Source organism: Microbacterium aurantiacum, assembly GCF_040532595.1.
Classification (GTDB): domain Bacteria; phylum Actinomycetota; class Actinomycetes; order Actinomycetales; family Microbacteriaceae; genus Microbacterium; species Microbacterium chocolatum_B.
Genome location: NZ_JBEVYX010000001.1, coordinates 1,354,729 through 1,370,262, shown reverse-complemented (window position 1 = coordinate 1,370,262; position 15,534 = coordinate 1,354,729). Strand labels below are relative to the sequence as shown.

The following is a 15,534-nucleotide window of genomic DNA, read 5'->3' as shown; positions in this document are numbered from 1 at the left end:
GTGGCCGCCTCAGCCCGCGCGAGGCGGCCGCGACGGCCACCCGAACGCGGCGCCCTCCGGGCCGCGCCCGCACGCCGTGCTCAGACGGTGCTGAGGGCGCGCGCCTCCTCCCACGTCCGAGCCCCGGTGGCGAAGGCGCCACGGTACTTCGCCGCCGGATGCCGGTCGTTGAGGAGCGGCGCGCCGAAGAGCTTCTGCCGCAGAGGGCCGGGGCCGTACTCCGACTGCGCCAGCCCGCGCTCGCGCAGCACCGGCAGGACCTTCTCGGCGAACTCCTCGAACGACCCCGGCAGCACCCAGTTGATGACGTTGACGCCGTCCACCCCCGCCGCCTGCCACTCAGCCAGACGATCCGCGATCTGCGCGGGCGTGCCGATGACGCGCGAGCTGCGGCGGCCGAGGATCGCCACGTCGCCTACGAGCGGCTCGCGATCGGTCACGGCCTGCGACACCCAGGACAGGAATCCCCGCGCGGTGTTCGTGTCGATGTCCTTGATGGGCGTCGAGGGATCGTACACGCGGCCGAACTTGTCGACCAGAGCCGAGTGCGCGAGGTATCCCTCGGTGCTCGAGTAGCGGTCGTACTCGGCGGCCTTCTCGTGGGCCTCCTCCTCGGTGTCGCCGATGATGAAGCTGAGCCCCTGGAAGAACTTGATGTCACCGGGCTCGCGTCCCGCCTCGACCGCCAGGCGGCGGGTGTCCTCGATCTGCCGACGAGCGATCTCCGGGGTCGGGGCGATGATGAAGGTCGCCTCCGCGTTGCGCGCCGCGAACTCCCGACCGGATGCCGACGACCCGGCCTGGAACAGCAGCGGTGTGCGCTGCGGCGACGGGGCGGGCAGGTGCGGGCCCTCGACGCGGTAGCGCTCGCCCTCGTGGTAGATCTTGTGGATCTTCGTGGCGTCGGCGTAGACGCCGGATGTCTTGTCTTTGAGCAGCGCCCCGTCGTCCCACGAGCCCTCCCACAGCTTGTAGACGACATCGACGTACTCCTCGGCCCAGCGGTAGCGCTCGCTGTGATCGGTGAGCTGGGGCAGGCCGAAGTTGCGCGCGCCGTTGTCCTGGGTGCCCGTGACGATGTTCCACGCGATGCGTCCGCGCGAGATGTGGTCGAGGGTCGAGACCTGGCGGGCGAAGTTGTACGGGTGGTTCTGCGCGACGTTCGAGGTCAGGGCGAGCCCGATCTCGCGCGTCGAGACCGCGAGGGCGCCGAGGAGGACCGTCGGGTCGTTGCTCGGGATCTGCAGGCCATGCCGCGCGTAGACTTCGAAGTCGGCGTCCGCGTCGCCGTAGTGCCCCGTGACGTCGGCGAAGAACATCGCGTCGAACTTCGCCTCCTCGAGCAGTCGGGCGAGGTCCACCCACAGGTCGACGTTCTCGAAGTCGACCTGCTGCGCCTCGGGGCGGCGCCAGTGACCGTGCTGGATGTGGGAGTTCGTGTTCATCACGAACGCGTTGAAGTGCAGAGGGGTGGTCATGCGCGGACTCCGTTCCGGGGGTCGTCGAGGGTGGGCAGGGAGCGGACGAGCTCCTGCGTGTACGGATGCTGCGGGTCGGTGAAGATCTGCTCCGACGCGCCCTCCTCGAGCACGCGCCCGTCCTTCATCACCAGCACCCGGTCGCTCATGTGGTGGATGACGCCGAGGTCGTGCGAGATGAAGAGGTAGCTCAGGCGGTATTCGTCCTGCAGCGAGACGAGGAGGTCGAGGATCTGCGCTTGGACGGACACGTCGAGGGCGGACACGGCTTCATCGAGGACGACGATCTCCGGCGACGTGGCCAGCGCCCGCGCGATGGCGACCCGCTGGCGTTGTCCGCCCGAGAGCCGGATGGGAGAGCGGTCGAGAGTCTCGGAGGGCAGGGCGACCTGTGCCAGGAGGTCCGCGGCGCGGGCGCGCTGGGCGCTGCGGCCGCGCACGTCGGCGCCGATCGCGTCCGTGAGGATGCGCTCCACGTTCCACCGCGGATCGAACGAGCTCAGCGGGTCCTGATAGACGACCGCGATGCGGCGGCGCAGGTCCCTGCGGCGGCGTTCGGGCACGCCCGACCAGGGTCGATCGAGGAGGGTGACTTCGCCCTCGTCGGCGTCCTCGAGGGCCAGCGCGATGCGCGCCGTCGTGCTCTTTCCCGATCCGGACTCGCCGACGATTCCGAGGGTCTCGCCGCGATGGAGCGTGAACGAGACGTCGTCGACGGCTGTGGTGCGCGACCCGTCGGGTGCGGTGAACCGCCGGGTGAGTCCGCGCGCGACGAGGACCGGATCGATGCCGGCGGTGTCGGTGTGGGCGCGCACGAGGTGCAGGTCCGGCGGTGTCGAGGTGTCGGGAGCGAGGCGCTCGCCGCGGGTCCGCCCGCTCGGGACGGCGGCGATCAACCGCCGGGTGTACGGATGCCGCGGCCGCTGCAGCACGTCCTCCGCCGGTCCCTGCTCGACGACGTCGCCGCCGCTCATCACCAGGATCTCGTCCGCCAGCTCCGCGACGACGGAGAGGTCGTGACTGATGAGGAGGAGGGAGGTGCCGCGCGCCTTCATCTCGCTCAGAAGGTCGAGGACCTGCGCCTGCACCGTGACATCCAGGGCCGTCGTCGGTTCGTCGGCGACGACGAGGTCCGGATCCCACGCCAGGGCCGAGGCGATGAGTGCGCGCTGGCGAAGACCCCCCGACAGCTGGCCGGGTCGCTGGCGCGCGCGCAGATCGGGGCGCGGCACCCCGACATCCGTGAGGAGGTCGACGACTTTCCGGCGGCGCGACGCGCGGTCGCCCCACCCGTGGAGGCGCAGCGCCTCCTCGATCTCCGCGCCGACCGGACGCAGGGGGTCGAGCGAGACGAGCGCGTCCTGCTGGATGAATCCGATCCGCCGACCCCGGATGCCGCGCCAGGCGGACTCGGACTGACGGGTGAGGTCGAGCTCGTCCAGGTGCACACGACCGCGCTCGATGACCGAGCCCTCCCCGGTGAGGCCGACGAGGGTGCGGGCGGTGACGCTTTTGCCGGATCCGGACTCACCGACGATCGCCAGGCATCGTCCGGCACGGAGCGAGAAGCTCACGTCCCGCACGACGCTGCGGTGCCGGCCGTCGCGCGTGAATCCGACGGTGAGCCCCTCGACCGCGAGCCGGACCTCGGGGAGATCCGCGCGGGCGGGGTCGCTGGTCTCGCTGATACCGAGAAGGGTCATGTCACTGCGCTCTCTCGAGATGGTTCTGGACGCGGCGTCCGACAGTGGTCGCCGCGAGGGCGAGCACCAGGATGACGGCGCCGGGGATGAAGGTGAGCCAGGGCGCCTGCAGCAGGTATGCGCGGCCGGCGTCCAGCAGCGCTCCCCATTCGGAGGACGGGGGCGCGACGCCGAGCCCGAGGAACGCCAGACCCGACGCCCAGACGATCGACTGCCCGATCGACATCGTGAACAGGGCCACGAGAGGCCGCATCGCGTTGGGCAGGATGTGCTGGGCGATGATGCGACCGCGCGGGTGGCCGAGCGCTCGTGCCGCTTCGACGTAACCGGCGTTCCGCTCGGCGAGGATCTGACCGCGCACCATGCGCGCGTAGCCGGGGGCGGTGCTGATGCCGACCGCGAGGATCGCCGTCCCCGCCGACGGACCGAGGATGGCGACCATGAGCAGGGCGAACAGGAGGATCGGGAACGCGAACGCGACCTCGATCACGCGGTTGATGACGGCTGCGGTGACCCGGTCGCCGAGTGCGGCGAGCGACCCGAACACAACCGCGATCACCATCGCGAGCCCCGCGGCGCCGACGCCGATCAGCAGAGACTCCCGTGTGCCGTAGACGACACGGCTGTAGAGATCGCGTCCGCCCTCGTCGGTGCCGAACCAGAACTGCGCCGACGGCGGGCGCAGCGCGTTGGCGAAGTCCTGCGCGGTCGGGGAGTGCGTCGCCAGCACAGCGGGCGCCACGGCGGCGAGGACGAACAGGCTCAGGACGACCAGCGAGGCGAGGAGGCCCCAGGCCGGGCGGAACGTCCTCCTCCCACCGGTGCGAGCGCCGGGGCGGATCGGAGCGATCTCGGAGACGGTCATGACGTGGTGATCCTCGGGTCGACGACGGAGTACAGCAGGTCCACGAGCAGGTTCGCGACGACGTAGACGAGGGCGACGAGGACGACGATGCCGGTGACGACGGGCAGGTCTTGCGAACCGACGGCGGCGACGAGGGTCTCGCCGATTCCGGGACGGGAGAAGATCGCCTCGACGATGACCGCGCCCGAGATCGTCGCCCCGAGCGCCCAACCGGTGAGGGTGAGGGCGGGGAGGGCCGCGTGCCGCAGGACGTGCCGCAGGCGCACGCTCAGATCGCCGGCACCGCGGAGACGGGCGCTCAGGACGAAGGGCTGGCGCAGCGTCTTCTCGAACTCGGTGCGCGTGGCCTGCCCCATGAATCCGGCCAGCGGGATGGCGAGGGTCAGCGCGGGAAGGACGAGCCCGCCGAGCCCCGTGCCGCCCATCACCGGGAACCAGCGCAGGTGCAGTGCGAACACCAGGAGCAGCAGGATGCCGAGCCAGTACGGCGGGAGCCCCGCCGCGAGGGTGTCGGCGCCGGAGCCGAGCGACCGGACCCGCGGACCACGACCGGCGGTGAGGGTCACCCAGAACACCATGATGATCCACGAAAGGGCGATCGCCGAGAGGGTCAGGGCGAGGGTGGCGCCGAGCTGCTCGGCGATGATGTCCCCGACGGGACGGAACTGCTGATAGGACATGCCGAGGTCGCCGCGCGCGAGACCGCCGAGATAGGTCGCGTACTGCGTGATCACGGGATCGTCGAGACCGAACTGCGCGATGATCGGCGCGAGTTCCTCCGGCGTGCGCTGCTGCGCCTGTCCCGTGCGGATGTTCAGGATCGCGGTCGCGCGGTCTCCGGGCAGGGCGAGCTGGGCGAGGTAGGCCGCCGTCGCCGCACCCCAGAGCACGACGAGGGCTCGGAGGACAGCGGAGAGGACGGCGCGGATGCGGCGAGCCGGGTCGCCCGCGGGGCGGGTGGCCGGGGTCGCGAGAACCCCGGCCACCGCCTCATTCGACGAAGTGAGCGTCATAGAACGTCGGTCCTCCCTGTGCGTTCTCCTGCCAGACCCCCCGCAGGCCGGGGCTCACCGCGAGGGTGCTGAGGCGCGCGTAGAGGCCGATCGAGGTCGCGCGGTCGGCGATGAGCTCCTGCGCCTGGGCGTAGAGGTCGGCCTGGGCTTCGGCGTCGGGTTCGGAGTTGGCCGCGAGGATCAGCGCCTCGAGTCCGGCATCCGCGTAGAAGGAACTGTTGGAGTAGTTCGGGTTGTCTTCGGTGCTCGGACGCCAGTTGATGTAGAGGATGCCGGAATTGATGGCCGTCCAGTACCCGACCGACAGGTCGTACGCGTCGGGCGTGCTGTACTTCCCGCCCCAGAGCTCGGCGGTGCTGAGGGGGAGGAGCTCCACCTTGAATCCGACGGCCTTGGCCTGCTCCTGCACCGCCTGGAGGATCGACGCGCCATCGGTGTTGATGATGGAGCCCGCCCCATAGGGGAGGAGGGCCTCGAGGACCTCGCCGTCCTTGACGCGATACCCCTCGTCGTTCACCTCGGTCCAGCCGGCTCCCTCCAGCAGCGCCACCGCCTGCTCGGGGTCGTAGTCGTAGGTGTCGGCGGCGGCCTGGCTGTACGCGGGCGTGGTCTGGCTCACCGCGCCGTTCCCCTCGAACGGGATGACGCCCCCCTGGCCGATCGTCTCGACGATGGTGCGGCGGTCGAGTGCGTAGGCGAAGGCCTTCCGCACGTCCTCGTCCACGAACGGTCCCTGCACCGTGTTGAAGGAGATCTGCTGGGGACGGCCGGCGGTGACGTACTTCTCGAGCGTGTAGCCCGCATCGTCGAGGCTCTGCCACGAGGTGGCCGGGACGTCGTAGATGAGGTCGGCCTCGCCGGACTGCAGCGCCGCCACCCGCGTTGTCGGGTCGGAGACGAACCGCCAGTCGACCTTCTCGACGAGCGCGGGGCCCGTGTGCCGGGCGTTCGCCGGCCACGACGTGTACGCCTCGTTGCGGGCGAGGATGACGTTCTGCCCGCGGTTCCACTCCTCGACGGTGAACGCGCCCGATCCGATCGGCGCCGCGCAGTTCTCCTCGTCTGTGCGGGTCTCCAGGGCCTCCTGCGACTGGATGCCGAAGTAAGCCTGCGTGAGGTTCTGGATGAAGTTCGTGTACGGGCGGGACAGGTGCACCGTCACGGTGAGCTCGTCGACCGGCTCGGCGCGGTCGTAGTACCCGCCGAGCCACACCGCGGCGGTGCTGTTGCCGCCGTTCACCCAGTAGTCGAAGTTGTAGGCGATCGCCTCGGCATCCACGGGCGACCCGTCGGTGAACGAGACGCCCTCCTTGAGGGTGATCTCGTACGTCAGGCGGTCGTCCGAGACCTCCCATTCCTCGGCGAGCCACGGTACGACCTCGCCGTCCTCGTCGAGGGAGAAGAGGCTGTCGAGCACCTGGTACGAGATGTAGGCCTGCTCGATCCAGCCGCCGAAGATGCACGAGGGCTCCTGCTGGTGGGCGTACACGATCGTGCCGCCGTCGACGGGCGCGGCGTCAGGGCCCGGCGCGGCGGCGCTCGAGCTGCAGGCGGTGAGGGACAGGAGGGCGAGGGACGCGGCGGCGGCGGTGAGCGGCAGCAGGCGGTGGCGGCGAGAGGGCATCGGTGTTCCCGGGGACGGAGGACAGGTACAGCCCGAGTGTCGCGATGTCCTCCGTCCGCGGCGAGCGGCCCGGACACACGCCGTCGAACAGCGTCACGTGGCTTCATTCCCCGTCATCCGGCGTCACGCGCGCCGTTCGAGTGGCGGTTGTGGCCGCCTCCGCTCGCGCGAGGCGGCCACAACCGCCACCCGAACGCGGCGCCCCGCCGCGCCGCGCCCGCCCCCGGCTACAGCCGTGCGACCAGGGACCGCCCGGCGGCGCGACCGGTGAAGATGCAGCCGCCGAGGAACGTCCCCTCGAGGGCGTTGTAGCCGTGCGCGCCCCCGCCGCCGAAGCCCGCGGCCTCGCCGACGGCGTAGAGGCCCGGCATCCGTGATCCGTCGGGCGTGAGCACGCGGCTCTCGAGGTCGGTCTGGATGCCGCCGAGCGACTTGCGGGTGAGGATGTGCAGCTTCACCGCGACGAGCCCGCCGCCCTTCGGGTCGAGGAGGCGGTGGGGCGTGGCGGTGCGGGTGAGGCGGTCGCCGAGGAAGCGCCGGCTGTTGTGGATGCCGATCACCTGCTGGTCCTTCGAGAACGGGTTGGCGATCTCGGCGTCGCGCTGGCGGATCTGCCGTTCGATGTGATCGGCGTCGAGGATCGGGTCGTCGGTCAGCGCGTTCATCCGCGCCACGAGGTCGCGGACGGTCGTGGCGGTGACGAAATCGGGTCCGAGATCGCGGAAGGCGCGCACCGGGGGAGGCGCCCCGCGGCCGAGCCGGCTCCTGATCAGCAGGCGATAGTCGCGGTTGGTGATGTCGGGGTTCTGCTCCGACCCCGAGAGGGCGAACTCCTTCTCGAGCATCTTCTCCGTGAGGATGAACCAGGAGTGATCGAACTCGGCGAGATCCGGCGTCGTGCGCAGGAGCTTCAGGGTCCCGAGCGTGTCGTAGCCGGGGAGCCCGGGCGCGGGGAGGCGCCGCCCGCGCGCATCGAGCCACAGCGACGAGGGTCCGGGGAGGATGCGGATCGCGTGCCCCGGCCAGATCGGATCCCAGTTGCGGATGCCCTCGGTGTAGTGCCACATGCGATCGCGGTTGACCAGGCGGGCACCCGCGGCGTCGGCGATGTCCAGCATCCGTCCGTCGACGTGGTGCGGGACGCCCGTGACCATCGACCGCGGCGGCGTGCCGAGGCGCTCGGGCCACCACTTCCGGACCAGGTCGTGGTCGCCGCCGATCCCGCCGGTGGCGATGACGACCGCCTGCGCGCGGAGCTCGAACGATCCGATCGGGTCGCGATTCGACCGGACGCCGCGCGCGGCGTCGTCGGGCGCGAGCGTCGTGCCGTGCACCCCGACGACCGCGCCGTTCTCGACGATCAGACCGTCGACCCGGTGCCGCGAGTGCAGGCGGACGAGGCCGGAGGCCATCGCCTCGCGCGCCCGGTCGGCGAAGGGCTCCGAGACGCCGGTGCCCGTGCCCCACGCGACGTGGAAGCGCGGAACCGAGTTGCCGTGGCCACCCGCGGTGCCGTCCCCCCGCTCGGCCCAGCCGAGGACCGGAGCGAAGCGGATGCCGTGCTCGCGCAGCCACGGGAGCTTCTCGGTCGCGGCGAACTCGACGTATGCGCGCCCCCACCGCTGCGCCCACTCGTCTTCCGGGTGGTCGCCGTCGAGGCGGTCCCACCCGGCGGAACCCTGCCAGTCCTGCCACGCGAGATCGAACGAGTCCTTCACCCCGAGGCGGCGCTGCGCGGGGGAGTCGACGAGGAAGAGCCCGCCGAACGACCAGAACGCCTGGCCACCGAGATTCTGCCCGTTCTCCTGGTCGACGATCGCCACGCGCTTGCCCGCGCGGACGAGTTCGCTGCTCGCGACGAGGCCCGCCAGGCCCGCGCCGACGACGATGACGTCTGCGTCCATGGGCCCATCATGGTCGTTTCACCGTGCAGACTCGACCCATGGGTGCCGTCCTCTTCTCCCAGCTGCTGCAGCGCGTGGCCTCCGCCGCGGGCGCGCTCGCCCTCGGCGCCTACTTCGTCGACCTCGCCCGTGAGGGGGCGCCGGTGGGAGCCCTGCTTCTCGGCATCCTGTCGGGGCTGAGCTTCCTGGCCGAGCTCGTCATCGCGCCGATCGCGGGCTCGGCGAGCGACCGACGCGGTCGACGGATCTTCCTCATCGCCGCGCCGCTCCTCGCCGCGGCGGGCATCCTGATCACCCCCGGAGCCTCTCTCGTCGCGGCCGCTCCCTCCATCGCGATCGTCGTGGTCATCATCGGCACCTCGCGCCTCCTCGACGGCGTGGGTGCCGCGATCGCGGCGCCGGCGATCCTCGGTCTCCTCGCCGACGACAGCGACGATGACCGGATGCGGCGCGGCCGCGTCACGAGCCTGTACGAGCTCGTCTCGTCCGGCGGCATCGCCGTCGGGGCGGTCGTGGGTCCGCTCCTGTACGCCGGGCTCGGCCTCTGGTCGTTCGTCGCGCTCGCCGCGGTCTACGTGGCGGCATCGGTGCTGATCCTCGTGTTCGTCCGGCACACGCCCCCGCTGCGTGCCGCGGAGGCGCGCCCCTCCGTGCGCGAGCGGCTGCGCGTCCTCGCCCAGCCGCGGCTCCTCGCCTTCCTCCCGGCCTGGATCGCCGTGAACGCGATCCTCGGTACCTGGGTCACGTCGCAGATCACCTTCGTCCTCGCCGGCGATCAGCGGGCGCCCGGGCAGCTGTTCCCGGGCGCGTTCGCCGACAACCCCGCGGGTCTCTCGGCGGTGCTCGGGGTGTACGTGCTGGTCTTCAGCGCCTGCATCGTCGCGTGGGCGTTCTTCATCGGCAAGCTCCCCACCGTGCCGGTGCTCTTCTTCACCGTCGCCGGGGCGATCGTGGCCTCCGTCGGGCTGCTCCTCGCCAACCGCGGGGTGCCGCTGGCGATCGCGATCCCGATCGTCGTGCTCGGGATGTTCCTCGAAGCCGGCTTCACCCCGGCCGCCCTCACCCACCTCAGCGACATCTCCGCCGAGACCCGCGAGAACCGCGGCCTCATCATGGGCGCCTATTCGGTCGTCGTCGGGGCCGGGTACCTCCTCGGCAACGTCCTCGGCGGCGCGTTCGCCGAGTGGCTCCTCTTCGACGGCCTCGCGATCCTCACCATCCTGCTGGCGGTCGTCGCGCTGATCTCGATCACGGTGATGTTCGTCGTCGAGAGACGGATGCCGCAGCCCGCGGCATCGGAAAGGACCGCCGCATGACGATCCCCGCCCGCCGCGTCCGTCGCCGCGTCCCCCGCCGACGTCTCGTCGCGGCCGCCGCCGTCCTCGCCGTGGGCGGACTCGTCCTCGCCAGCTGCGCGGGAGGGACGGAGGAGACGGATGCCGCGCCCACGGCCTCGGCATCCGTGTCGCCGTCGTCCGCGCCGTCGGCGACGGCACCGTCTGCGGCGCCGTCGGTGGTCCCGCAGGGCGCGCCCGCGACGGTCGCGGGAGACCTCGCGGCGCCGTGGTCGGTCGCCGTCGTCGGCGAGGCGGTGCTCGTGAGCGAACGCGACACCGGCGACATCCGCGAGGTCGTCGGCGACACCACGCGCGTGGTCGGCAGCGTGCCGGGCGTCGTCTTCGGCGGCGAGGGCGGACTCCTCGGGATCGCCGCCGACGGCGATGACGGTCTCTTCGTGTACTCGACGGGATCAGGCGGCAACCGCGTCGAGCGGTTTGCGCTCACCGGGGCTCCCGGCTCGCTCGCGTTCGGCGAGGCGGCGACGGTTCTCGACGGCATCCCGTCGGCGCGCACGCACAACGGTGGGCGCATCGCGCTCGGCCCGGACGGAATGCTCTACGTCACGGCCGGCGACGCGAACGTGTCCGATCTCGCGCAGGACCTGGACTCCCTCGCGGGGAAGATCCTGCGGATGACGCCGGAGGGGGCGGTGCCGGACGACAACCCGTTCCCCGACTCGCTCGTCTACAGCTACGGTCACCGCAACCCGCAGGGCATCGCATGGGCGGAGGACGGGACGCTGTTCGCGTCGGAGTTCGGCCAGAACACGTGGGATGAGCTGAACGTGATCACCCCCGGTGCGAACTACGGCTGGCCGACCGTGGAGGGACAGGGCGGAGGCGCGGGCTTCGTCGACCCGGTGCAGCAGTGGGGGACCGCCGAGGCGAGCCCGAGCGGCATCGCCGTGATCGAGGGGACCGTGTTCATCGCGAACCTCCGCGGCGAGCGGGTGCGCGCGGTGCCCTTGGCCGACCCGTCGACGGCGACGGAGTACTACGTCGGCGAGTTCGGCCGGATCCGCGACGTCGTGGCCGCACCCGACGGTGACCTGTGGATCCTCACCAACAACACCGACGGCCGCGGTGCCGGCCCGCGTGACGGCGACGACCGGCTGCTGGCCGTGACGGTCGGCTGATGGGTCTCCCGGTGATCGGACCCGTTCCCGCTCCGGGGATCCACGTCATGACGTTCAACATCCGGCGCCGCTCGTCGCGCCCGGGTGGTCCGGTCGCGGACCGGTGGGAGCGTCGGCGCGCGCTCGTGGCCGAACTGCTCCGAACGGAGCGACCCGCCGTCGTCGGCATCCAGGAGGCGATGCCGGATCAGGCGGATGCCGTGGGCCTCGCCCTGGGGGAGACGTATCGACGTCTCGGGCGGGGGCGGGAGCGCGAGGGCCGCGGCGAGGGCTGCCCGATCTTCGTCGACACCGCGCGGTTCGACATCCTCGCGCACCGGCAGGAGGCGCTGTCCGAGACCCCGGAGGTGGCGGGATCCCGCGGGTGGTTCGCCGCCGCGCCGCGGACCGCGGTGGTCGCGACCCTGCGCGACCGGGTGACCGGGGCGGTGTGCGAAGTGATCAACACTCATTTCGACCACGTCTCGCCGCTCGCGCGGGTGCGGTCGGCGGAGCAGATCCGTCGGATGGTGATCGCGGGCGGACGCCCCGCCGTGGTGCTCGGGGACCTGAACGCCGGGGCCGGGTCGCGTCCGCTGCGGGTGCTCCTCGGCGACGGAGTGCTGTCGGACGCGTGGACCCGGGCGGCGGAACGTCGCACCCCGGAGTGGGGCACACGACCGAACTACCGCAGGCCCCGTCCCGACGGGCGCCGCATCGACTGGCTGCTGGTCGGCGGCGGCAGCCGTGACGGCGAGGGGATCGAGGTCGACGTCGCCGCGATCAACGGCGAGGCCGTGCGCGGGCGCTGGCCGTCCGACCACCTCCCCGTACAGGCCGTCCTCCGCCTCCCGCCGCCTTCCCGTTCCTGACGCCGAGGGGCGTTTCGCGGCGGCATCCGGCGGAGTAGCGTCGGCGGCATGTGCCGGAACATCCGCGTGCTCCACAACTTCGAGCCGCCTACCACCGATGACGAGGTCCGCGAGGCCGCGCTGCAGTTCGTCCGCAAGGTCAGCGGGTCGACCCGCCCTTCGCGGGCCAACGAGGCGGCGTTCGACCGGGCGATCGACGAGATCGCGGGGGCGACGCGCCGGCTCCTCGACGACCTCGTGACTACCGCCCCGCCGAAGAATCGCGAGGCCGAGGCGCTGAAGGGCCGCGAGCGTCACGAGAAGCGCATGGAGCGCGAGGTCCGCATCCGCACCGCCTGACCCGCCGTGGCGCTCCCTCGACGCCGAGATCAGGGGCCGAGGTAGATCAGCGCCAGAGGCACGAGCATCAGGATGCCGAGCACACCGCCGATGATCGACAGCACGAAGCGCGACCCACGCCGCACGGCGACGATCACCCCGACCACGCCGAGCACGAGCGCGATGATCCCGGCGATCGCGAGGAAGGGCAGCAGGACGATCCCCAGCCACCAGATGGCGTTCATCTCCGGGATCAGCCCGATCAGGAACACCGCGAGCGAGGGCAGGAGCACGAGGGCGGCGACGATCACCGCGATGAGGCCGAGGACGTCCAAGCGGCGCCGGCGAACCTCCGGCGCCGGCATCGGTGCGGGCGTGGTCATGTCGTCCCCTTCGTCGGAGTCAGGCGGAGCCGTGCGGTGCGATCCTATGGGCATCGACCCCCGGTTTCGCTAGCGTGAGACCCGTGGATCCGCGACTGATCATCGGCACCCAGGTCGACTCCGGCGACCCCGCCGAGCTCCTCCCGACGAAGTTCAACCGCCACACGTTCTGGTGCGGGCAGAGCGGATCCGGCAAGACCTACGCCCTCGGAGTCGTGCTCGAGCAGCTCATCGGCGCGACGCGCCTGCCGGTGGTGGTCCTCGACCCCAACTCCGACTTCGTCCGGCTCGGCGAGACCCGGACGGATGCCGATCCCGCTGCCGCGGCCGAGTGGGCCTCGCGCAGCATCCGTGTCCTCGGTCCCGGTGGCGATGAGCCGCTGAAGATCCGCTTCGTCGACCTTCCGACCCGCAGCCGCGCGGCGATCATGCGCCTGGACCCGGTGATGGACCCCGAGTTCTTCAACATGGCGCTGCGGGTCAGCCAGCAGTTCCAGGGCCACACGCCCACGCCGGAGCAGTTCGCGCAGTGGCTCCACCGCGACGACGACCCCGAACGTCGCCGCTTCGCGATGCGGCTGGAGAACCTCGGCATCCTCGACTGGGACATCTGGGCGTGGGGCGGGAGGGACGCGTCCGACGTCATCGACGAGGAGCACGACGCGACGGTGCTCGACCTCGGCGCCTTCCGCGAACCGGGGGAGTTCAAGGCCGCAGCGCTGTCGGTGCTCGACCACCTGTGGCAGAACCGCGAGCAGCGCCGCCCGCGCCTCATCGTCATCGACGAGGCGCACAACCTCTGCTCCCCGGACCCGCAGACGCCCGCCGACCGGCTGCTCACCGAGCGCATCGTGCAGATCGCGGCGGAAGGGCGGAAGTTCGGGCTCTGGCTCGTGCTGTCCACGCAGCGGCCCTCGAAGGTGCACCCCAACGCCCTCTCGCAGTGCGACAACGTCGCGCTCATGCGCATGAACGCCCCGAACGACCTCGCCGCGCTCGCCGAATCGTTCGGTTTCGTCCCGCAGGACCTCCTGATGCGCTCGCCGGTCTTCGGTCAGGGTCAGGCGATCTTCGCGGGCGGCTTCGCCGCGTCTCCGCAGCTGGTGCAGATGGGCGCGCGGCTCACGGTCGAGGGCGGCTCGGACGTGCCGGTCCCGCTCCGCTAGCGGCACCCGCTCCGGGATCCGCCTCGTTCCCGGCATCCGTTCCCGCGGCCGCGTCCGCCTCGCCATCCCGAGCGAACAGCCGCCGCACGCCCCCACGCGCGAGCATCAGAGCGATGATGAGGGCCGTCACCGCGAAGAAGCCGCCGAGGCGCACGGCATCGCCGAAGACGAGGTCGACCAGCTCCAGCACGAGGAACTTGCTTCCGGGCAGCACCAGCACGAGCGCCGCGATCCGGATCGTCCGCGCCAGGGCGCCGGAGGGCGAACGGATGCCGCGCAGCAGACGCGTCTTCACCCACAGCACGCCCTCGAGCACGACCTTCAGCAGGACGGCGGTGAGGAGGGCGAGGAGGAAGCTCTCCGAGATGACGGCCGGGAACAGCTGGATGAACGTCCCGAGCACCACCAGATAGACGAAGACGTCGACGAGGTCGAGCGGACGCAGGCGCACTCGGACCTCAGCCGAGGGCTCGTACGCGGTTGTTCCGCGCGTTGTGCTCGAGCTCGACCAGTCCGAGGAGCTCCAGGAGCGGGGGCAGGTACATCCCGAAACGGCCCCGGTACCCCTTGCGCTGCCCGTACCAGCCGCCGACCGGATTGCCGGGCGAACGTCCCCACGCCTCGACCGAGCCCTCCGGCGGCGTCTTGCCCTCGTCGGCGGCGCCGAGCGGCATCCATTCCCCGTGCGCCCGCAGCATCTCCGCGAGGTCGTCCACCGCGCGGGCGAGATAGGTGAGGCGCGTCCCGCCGACCTGGCACACCAGGACCGCCGGATCGACGCTGTCGTCACGGTGCATCGTGTACGCCGACGTCCCGGGCGGTGTCGTCAGGCGCCACGGGTCTTCGGCGGTACCCGTTCCGGTCGTCGCGTTCATCATGACCGCCCCCTCTCGGGCTGGATGGGCGAGCGAAGCATAGTCCCCGCCCACGCCCCGGGTAAAGATCCCCCCGCGTTCGGCCCCGGCCCTTTCCGGCCGCATTATCGTGACTGCATGACCCAGCTGCGCCTCGCGAACGCCCCCTCGGCGGCGCGGCCGGCGCGCTCCGGCGGGGTCGCCGAGGCCGGGGTCGTCGTCCTCGTCCCGCTCGCCGCCGCGGCTCTGTGGGCGCTGCTGCACACGCCGCACGGCCTGGTCATCCTCCTCGCGATGGTCGCGGCGCTCATCGTCCCGGGCGTCGCCGCGGTGTCGATCCTCCGGCGCCGCCCGCGCGCGGTCACCCCGGCCGACCGCGTCACTCTCGGCCGGGTCGGACTCACCGGAGTCGTCGCCGCCGCGACCGTCCTGGTCCTCGCCGGCAGCCTCCCCGCCCGCACCTGGGTGGTCGCCGCCGTGATCGGAGCGGCGCTCCTCCTCGACGCGATCGACGGGTGGGTCGCGCGGAGCACCGGAACGGCGACGGATGCCGGAGCCCGCCTCGACATGGAATCCGACGCCGCGCTGCTGCTGGTGCTGTCGATCCTCGCGGCCCCGACGGTGGGCTGGTGGGTGCTCGCGCTCGGCGCGATGCGCTACCTCTTCGTCGCGGCATCCTGGATCCGTCCGAAGCTCCGCGGCGACCTGGCGTACAGCTCGTTCCGCAGGACGGTCGCGGCGATCCAGGGCATCGCCCTGCTCGTGGCGCTCGTGCCCATCGTGCCGGTGCCGCTGGCCGCCGCATCGGTCGCGATCGCCCTGACGCTCCTCGTCGCGTCGTTCGGGCGTGACATCATTGCGCTCGAGCGCGCCTGAGCCCGCTTTCCGCCCCGACCGGA

Annotated in this window: 15 protein-coding genes; 6 read left to right on the top strand and 9 right to left on the bottom strand. The window is 71.7% G+C overall.

Annotation, left to right across the window (positions count from 1 at the left end):
- Positions 1–80: 80 nt before the first annotated feature.
- The 6 genes from ABXJ56_RS06490 to ABXJ56_RS06465 all read right to left on the bottom strand — a co-directional run bounded on the left by ABXJ56_RS06490 (position 81) and on the right by ABXJ56_RS06465 (position 8,587).
- Entirely contained in the window at positions 81–1,478 is a 1,398-nt protein-coding gene (locus ABXJ56_RS06490; protein WP_353998889.1) for an NtaA/DmoA family FMN-dependent monooxygenase, read from the bottom strand.
- A complete protein-coding gene (locus ABXJ56_RS06485) occupies positions 1,475–3,181 on the bottom strand; it encodes an ABC transporter ATP-binding protein (protein ID WP_353998888.1) in 1,707 nt (568 codons plus the stop codon). The genes ABXJ56_RS06490 and ABXJ56_RS06485 overlap by 4 nt, the downstream gene beginning before the upstream one ends.
- Position 3,182: 1 nt before the next feature.
- Positions 3,183–4,046 carry an ABC transporter permease gene (locus ABXJ56_RS06480; protein WP_353998887.1) on the bottom strand — a complete coding sequence of 288 codons (864 nt, stop codon included), beginning with the start codon at positions 4,044–4,046 and terminating at the stop codon, positions 3,183–3,185.
- Positions 4,043–5,059: an ABC transporter permease gene (locus ABXJ56_RS06475; RefSeq protein WP_353998886.1), complete on the bottom strand. Its 1,017-nt coding sequence runs from the start codon at positions 5,057–5,059 to the stop codon at positions 4,043–4,045. Before ABXJ56_RS06475 ends, ABXJ56_RS06480 begins: the two co-directional genes overlap by 4 nt.
- Positions 5,037–6,683: an ABC transporter substrate-binding protein gene (locus ABXJ56_RS06470; protein WP_353998885.1), complete on the bottom strand. Its 1,647-nt coding sequence runs from the start codon at positions 6,681–6,683 to the stop codon at positions 5,037–5,039. The genes ABXJ56_RS06475 and ABXJ56_RS06470 overlap by 23 nt, the downstream gene beginning before the upstream one ends.
- 227 nt (positions 6,684–6,910) lie before the next feature.
- Positions 6,911–8,587, bottom strand: a complete 1,677-nt coding sequence (locus ABXJ56_RS06465) for an FAD-binding dehydrogenase (RefSeq protein WP_353998884.1) — start codon at positions 8,585–8,587, stop codon at positions 6,911–6,913.
- A gap of 38 nt (positions 8,588–8,625) precedes the next feature.
- Here ABXJ56_RS06465 and ABXJ56_RS06460 point away from each other — a divergent pair, with 38 nt between their 5' ends.
- From ABXJ56_RS06460 to ABXJ56_RS06445, 4 genes are read left to right on the top strand one after another with little or no spacing between them, the layout of a single operon-like run.
- Positions 8,626–9,903, top strand: coding sequence for an MFS transporter (locus ABXJ56_RS06460; RefSeq protein ID WP_353998883.1), 1,278 nt, complete (start codon positions 8,626–8,628; stop codon positions 9,901–9,903).
- Positions 9,900–11,063 (top strand): PQQ-dependent sugar dehydrogenase, encoded by a 1,164-nt coding sequence (locus tag ABXJ56_RS06455; RefSeq protein ID WP_353998882.1) that lies wholly within the window; start codon positions 9,900–9,902, stop codon positions 11,061–11,063. Before ABXJ56_RS06460 ends, ABXJ56_RS06455 begins: the two co-directional genes overlap by 4 nt.
- A complete protein-coding gene (locus ABXJ56_RS06450; protein ID WP_353998881.1) occupies positions 11,063–11,914 on the top strand; it encodes an endonuclease/exonuclease/phosphatase family protein in 852 nt (283 codons plus the stop codon). The genes ABXJ56_RS06455 and ABXJ56_RS06450 overlap by 1 nt, the downstream gene beginning before the upstream one ends.
- A gap of 48 nt (positions 11,915–11,962) precedes the next feature.
- Positions 11,963–12,253: a DUF2277 domain-containing protein gene (locus tag ABXJ56_RS06445; RefSeq protein WP_353998880.1), complete on the top strand. Its 291-nt coding sequence runs from the start codon at positions 11,963–11,965 to the stop codon at positions 12,251–12,253.
- A 29-nt stretch (positions 12,254–12,282) separates the two neighbouring features.
- Here the strand turns inward: ABXJ56_RS06445 and ABXJ56_RS06440 are convergent, their stop codons facing one another.
- Positions 12,283–12,615, bottom strand: a complete 333-nt coding sequence (locus ABXJ56_RS06440; protein WP_353998879.1) for a hypothetical protein — start codon at positions 12,613–12,615, stop codon at positions 12,283–12,285.
- A gap of 83 nt (positions 12,616–12,698) precedes the next feature.
- On the opposite strand from ABXJ56_RS06440, the gene ABXJ56_RS06435 reads away from it, so the two are divergent.
- Positions 12,699–13,781, top strand: coding sequence for an ATP-binding protein (locus ABXJ56_RS06435; RefSeq protein ID WP_353998878.1), 1,083 nt, complete (start codon positions 12,699–12,701; stop codon positions 13,779–13,781).
- Here ABXJ56_RS06435 and ABXJ56_RS06430 read toward each other — a convergent pair.
- Both ABXJ56_RS06430 and ABXJ56_RS06425 read right to left on the bottom strand, forming a co-directional pair.
- Positions 13,738–14,232, bottom strand: a complete 495-nt coding sequence (locus ABXJ56_RS06430) for a hypothetical protein (RefSeq protein WP_353998877.1) — start codon at positions 14,230–14,232, stop codon at positions 13,738–13,740. The genes ABXJ56_RS06435 and ABXJ56_RS06430 overlap by 44 nt on opposite strands.
- A 7-nt stretch (positions 14,233–14,239) precedes the next feature.
- Positions 14,240–14,659: a DUF6855 family protein gene (locus tag ABXJ56_RS06425; protein ID WP_353998876.1), complete on the bottom strand. Its 420-nt coding sequence runs from the start codon at positions 14,657–14,659 to the stop codon at positions 14,240–14,242.
- 114 nt (positions 14,660–14,773) lie between these two features.
- Between ABXJ56_RS06425 and ABXJ56_RS06420 the strand changes: the two genes are divergently transcribed.
- A complete protein-coding gene (locus ABXJ56_RS06420) occupies positions 14,774–15,511 on the top strand; it encodes a CDP-alcohol phosphatidyltransferase family protein (RefSeq protein ID WP_353998875.1) in 738 nt (245 codons plus the stop codon).
- Positions 15,512–15,534 lie beyond the last annotated feature (23 nt).

What these genes read in the sequence shown, in the direction of transcription:
- ABXJ56_RS06490 (WP_353998889.1), bottom strand. Translation starts at nt 1,478, where the DNA reads ATGACCACCCCTCTGCACTTCAACGCGTTCGTGATGAACACGAACTCC.
- ABXJ56_RS06485 (WP_353998888.1), bottom strand. Translation starts at nt 3,181, where the DNA reads ATGACCCTTCTCGGTATCAGCGAGACCAGCGACCCCGCCCGCGCGGAT.
- ABXJ56_RS06480 (WP_353998887.1), bottom strand. Translation starts at nt 4,046, where the DNA reads ATGACCGTCTCCGAGATCGCTCCGATCCGCCCCGGCGCTCGCACCGGT.
- ABXJ56_RS06475 (WP_353998886.1), bottom strand. Translation starts at nt 5,059, where the DNA reads ATGACGCTCACTTCGTCGAATGAGGCGGTGGCCGGGGTTCTCGCGACC.
- ABXJ56_RS06470 (WP_353998885.1), bottom strand. Translation starts at nt 6,683, where the DNA reads ATGCCCTCTCGCCGCCACCGCCTGCTGCCGCTCACCGCCGCCGCCGCG.
- ABXJ56_RS06465 (WP_353998884.1), bottom strand. Translation starts at nt 8,587, where the DNA reads ATGGACGCAGACGTCATCGTCGTCGGCGCGGGCCTGGCGGGCCTCGTC.
- ABXJ56_RS06460 (WP_353998883.1), top strand. Translation starts at nt 8,626, where the DNA reads ATGGGTGCCGTCCTCTTCTCCCAGCTGCTGCAGCGCGTGGCCTCCGCC.
- ABXJ56_RS06455 (WP_353998882.1), top strand. Translation starts at nt 9,900, where the DNA reads ATGACGATCCCCGCCCGCCGCGTCCGTCGCCGCGTCCCCCGCCGACGT.
- ABXJ56_RS06450 (WP_353998881.1), top strand. Translation starts at nt 11,063, where the DNA reads ATGGGTCTCCCGGTGATCGGACCCGTTCCCGCTCCGGGGATCCACGTC.
- ABXJ56_RS06445 (WP_353998880.1), top strand. Translation starts at nt 11,963, where the DNA reads ATGTGCCGGAACATCCGCGTGCTCCACAACTTCGAGCCGCCTACCACC.
- ABXJ56_RS06440 (WP_353998879.1), bottom strand. Translation starts at nt 12,615, where the DNA reads ATGACCACGCCCGCACCGATGCCGGCGCCGGAGGTTCGCCGGCGCCGC.
- ABXJ56_RS06425 (WP_353998876.1), bottom strand. Translation starts at nt 14,659, where the DNA reads ATGATGAACGCGACGACCGGAACGGGTACCGCCGAAGACCCGTGGCGC.
- ABXJ56_RS06420 (WP_353998875.1), top strand. Translation starts at nt 14,774, where the DNA reads ATGACCCAGCTGCGCCTCGCGAACGCCCCCTCGGCGGCGCGGCCGGCG.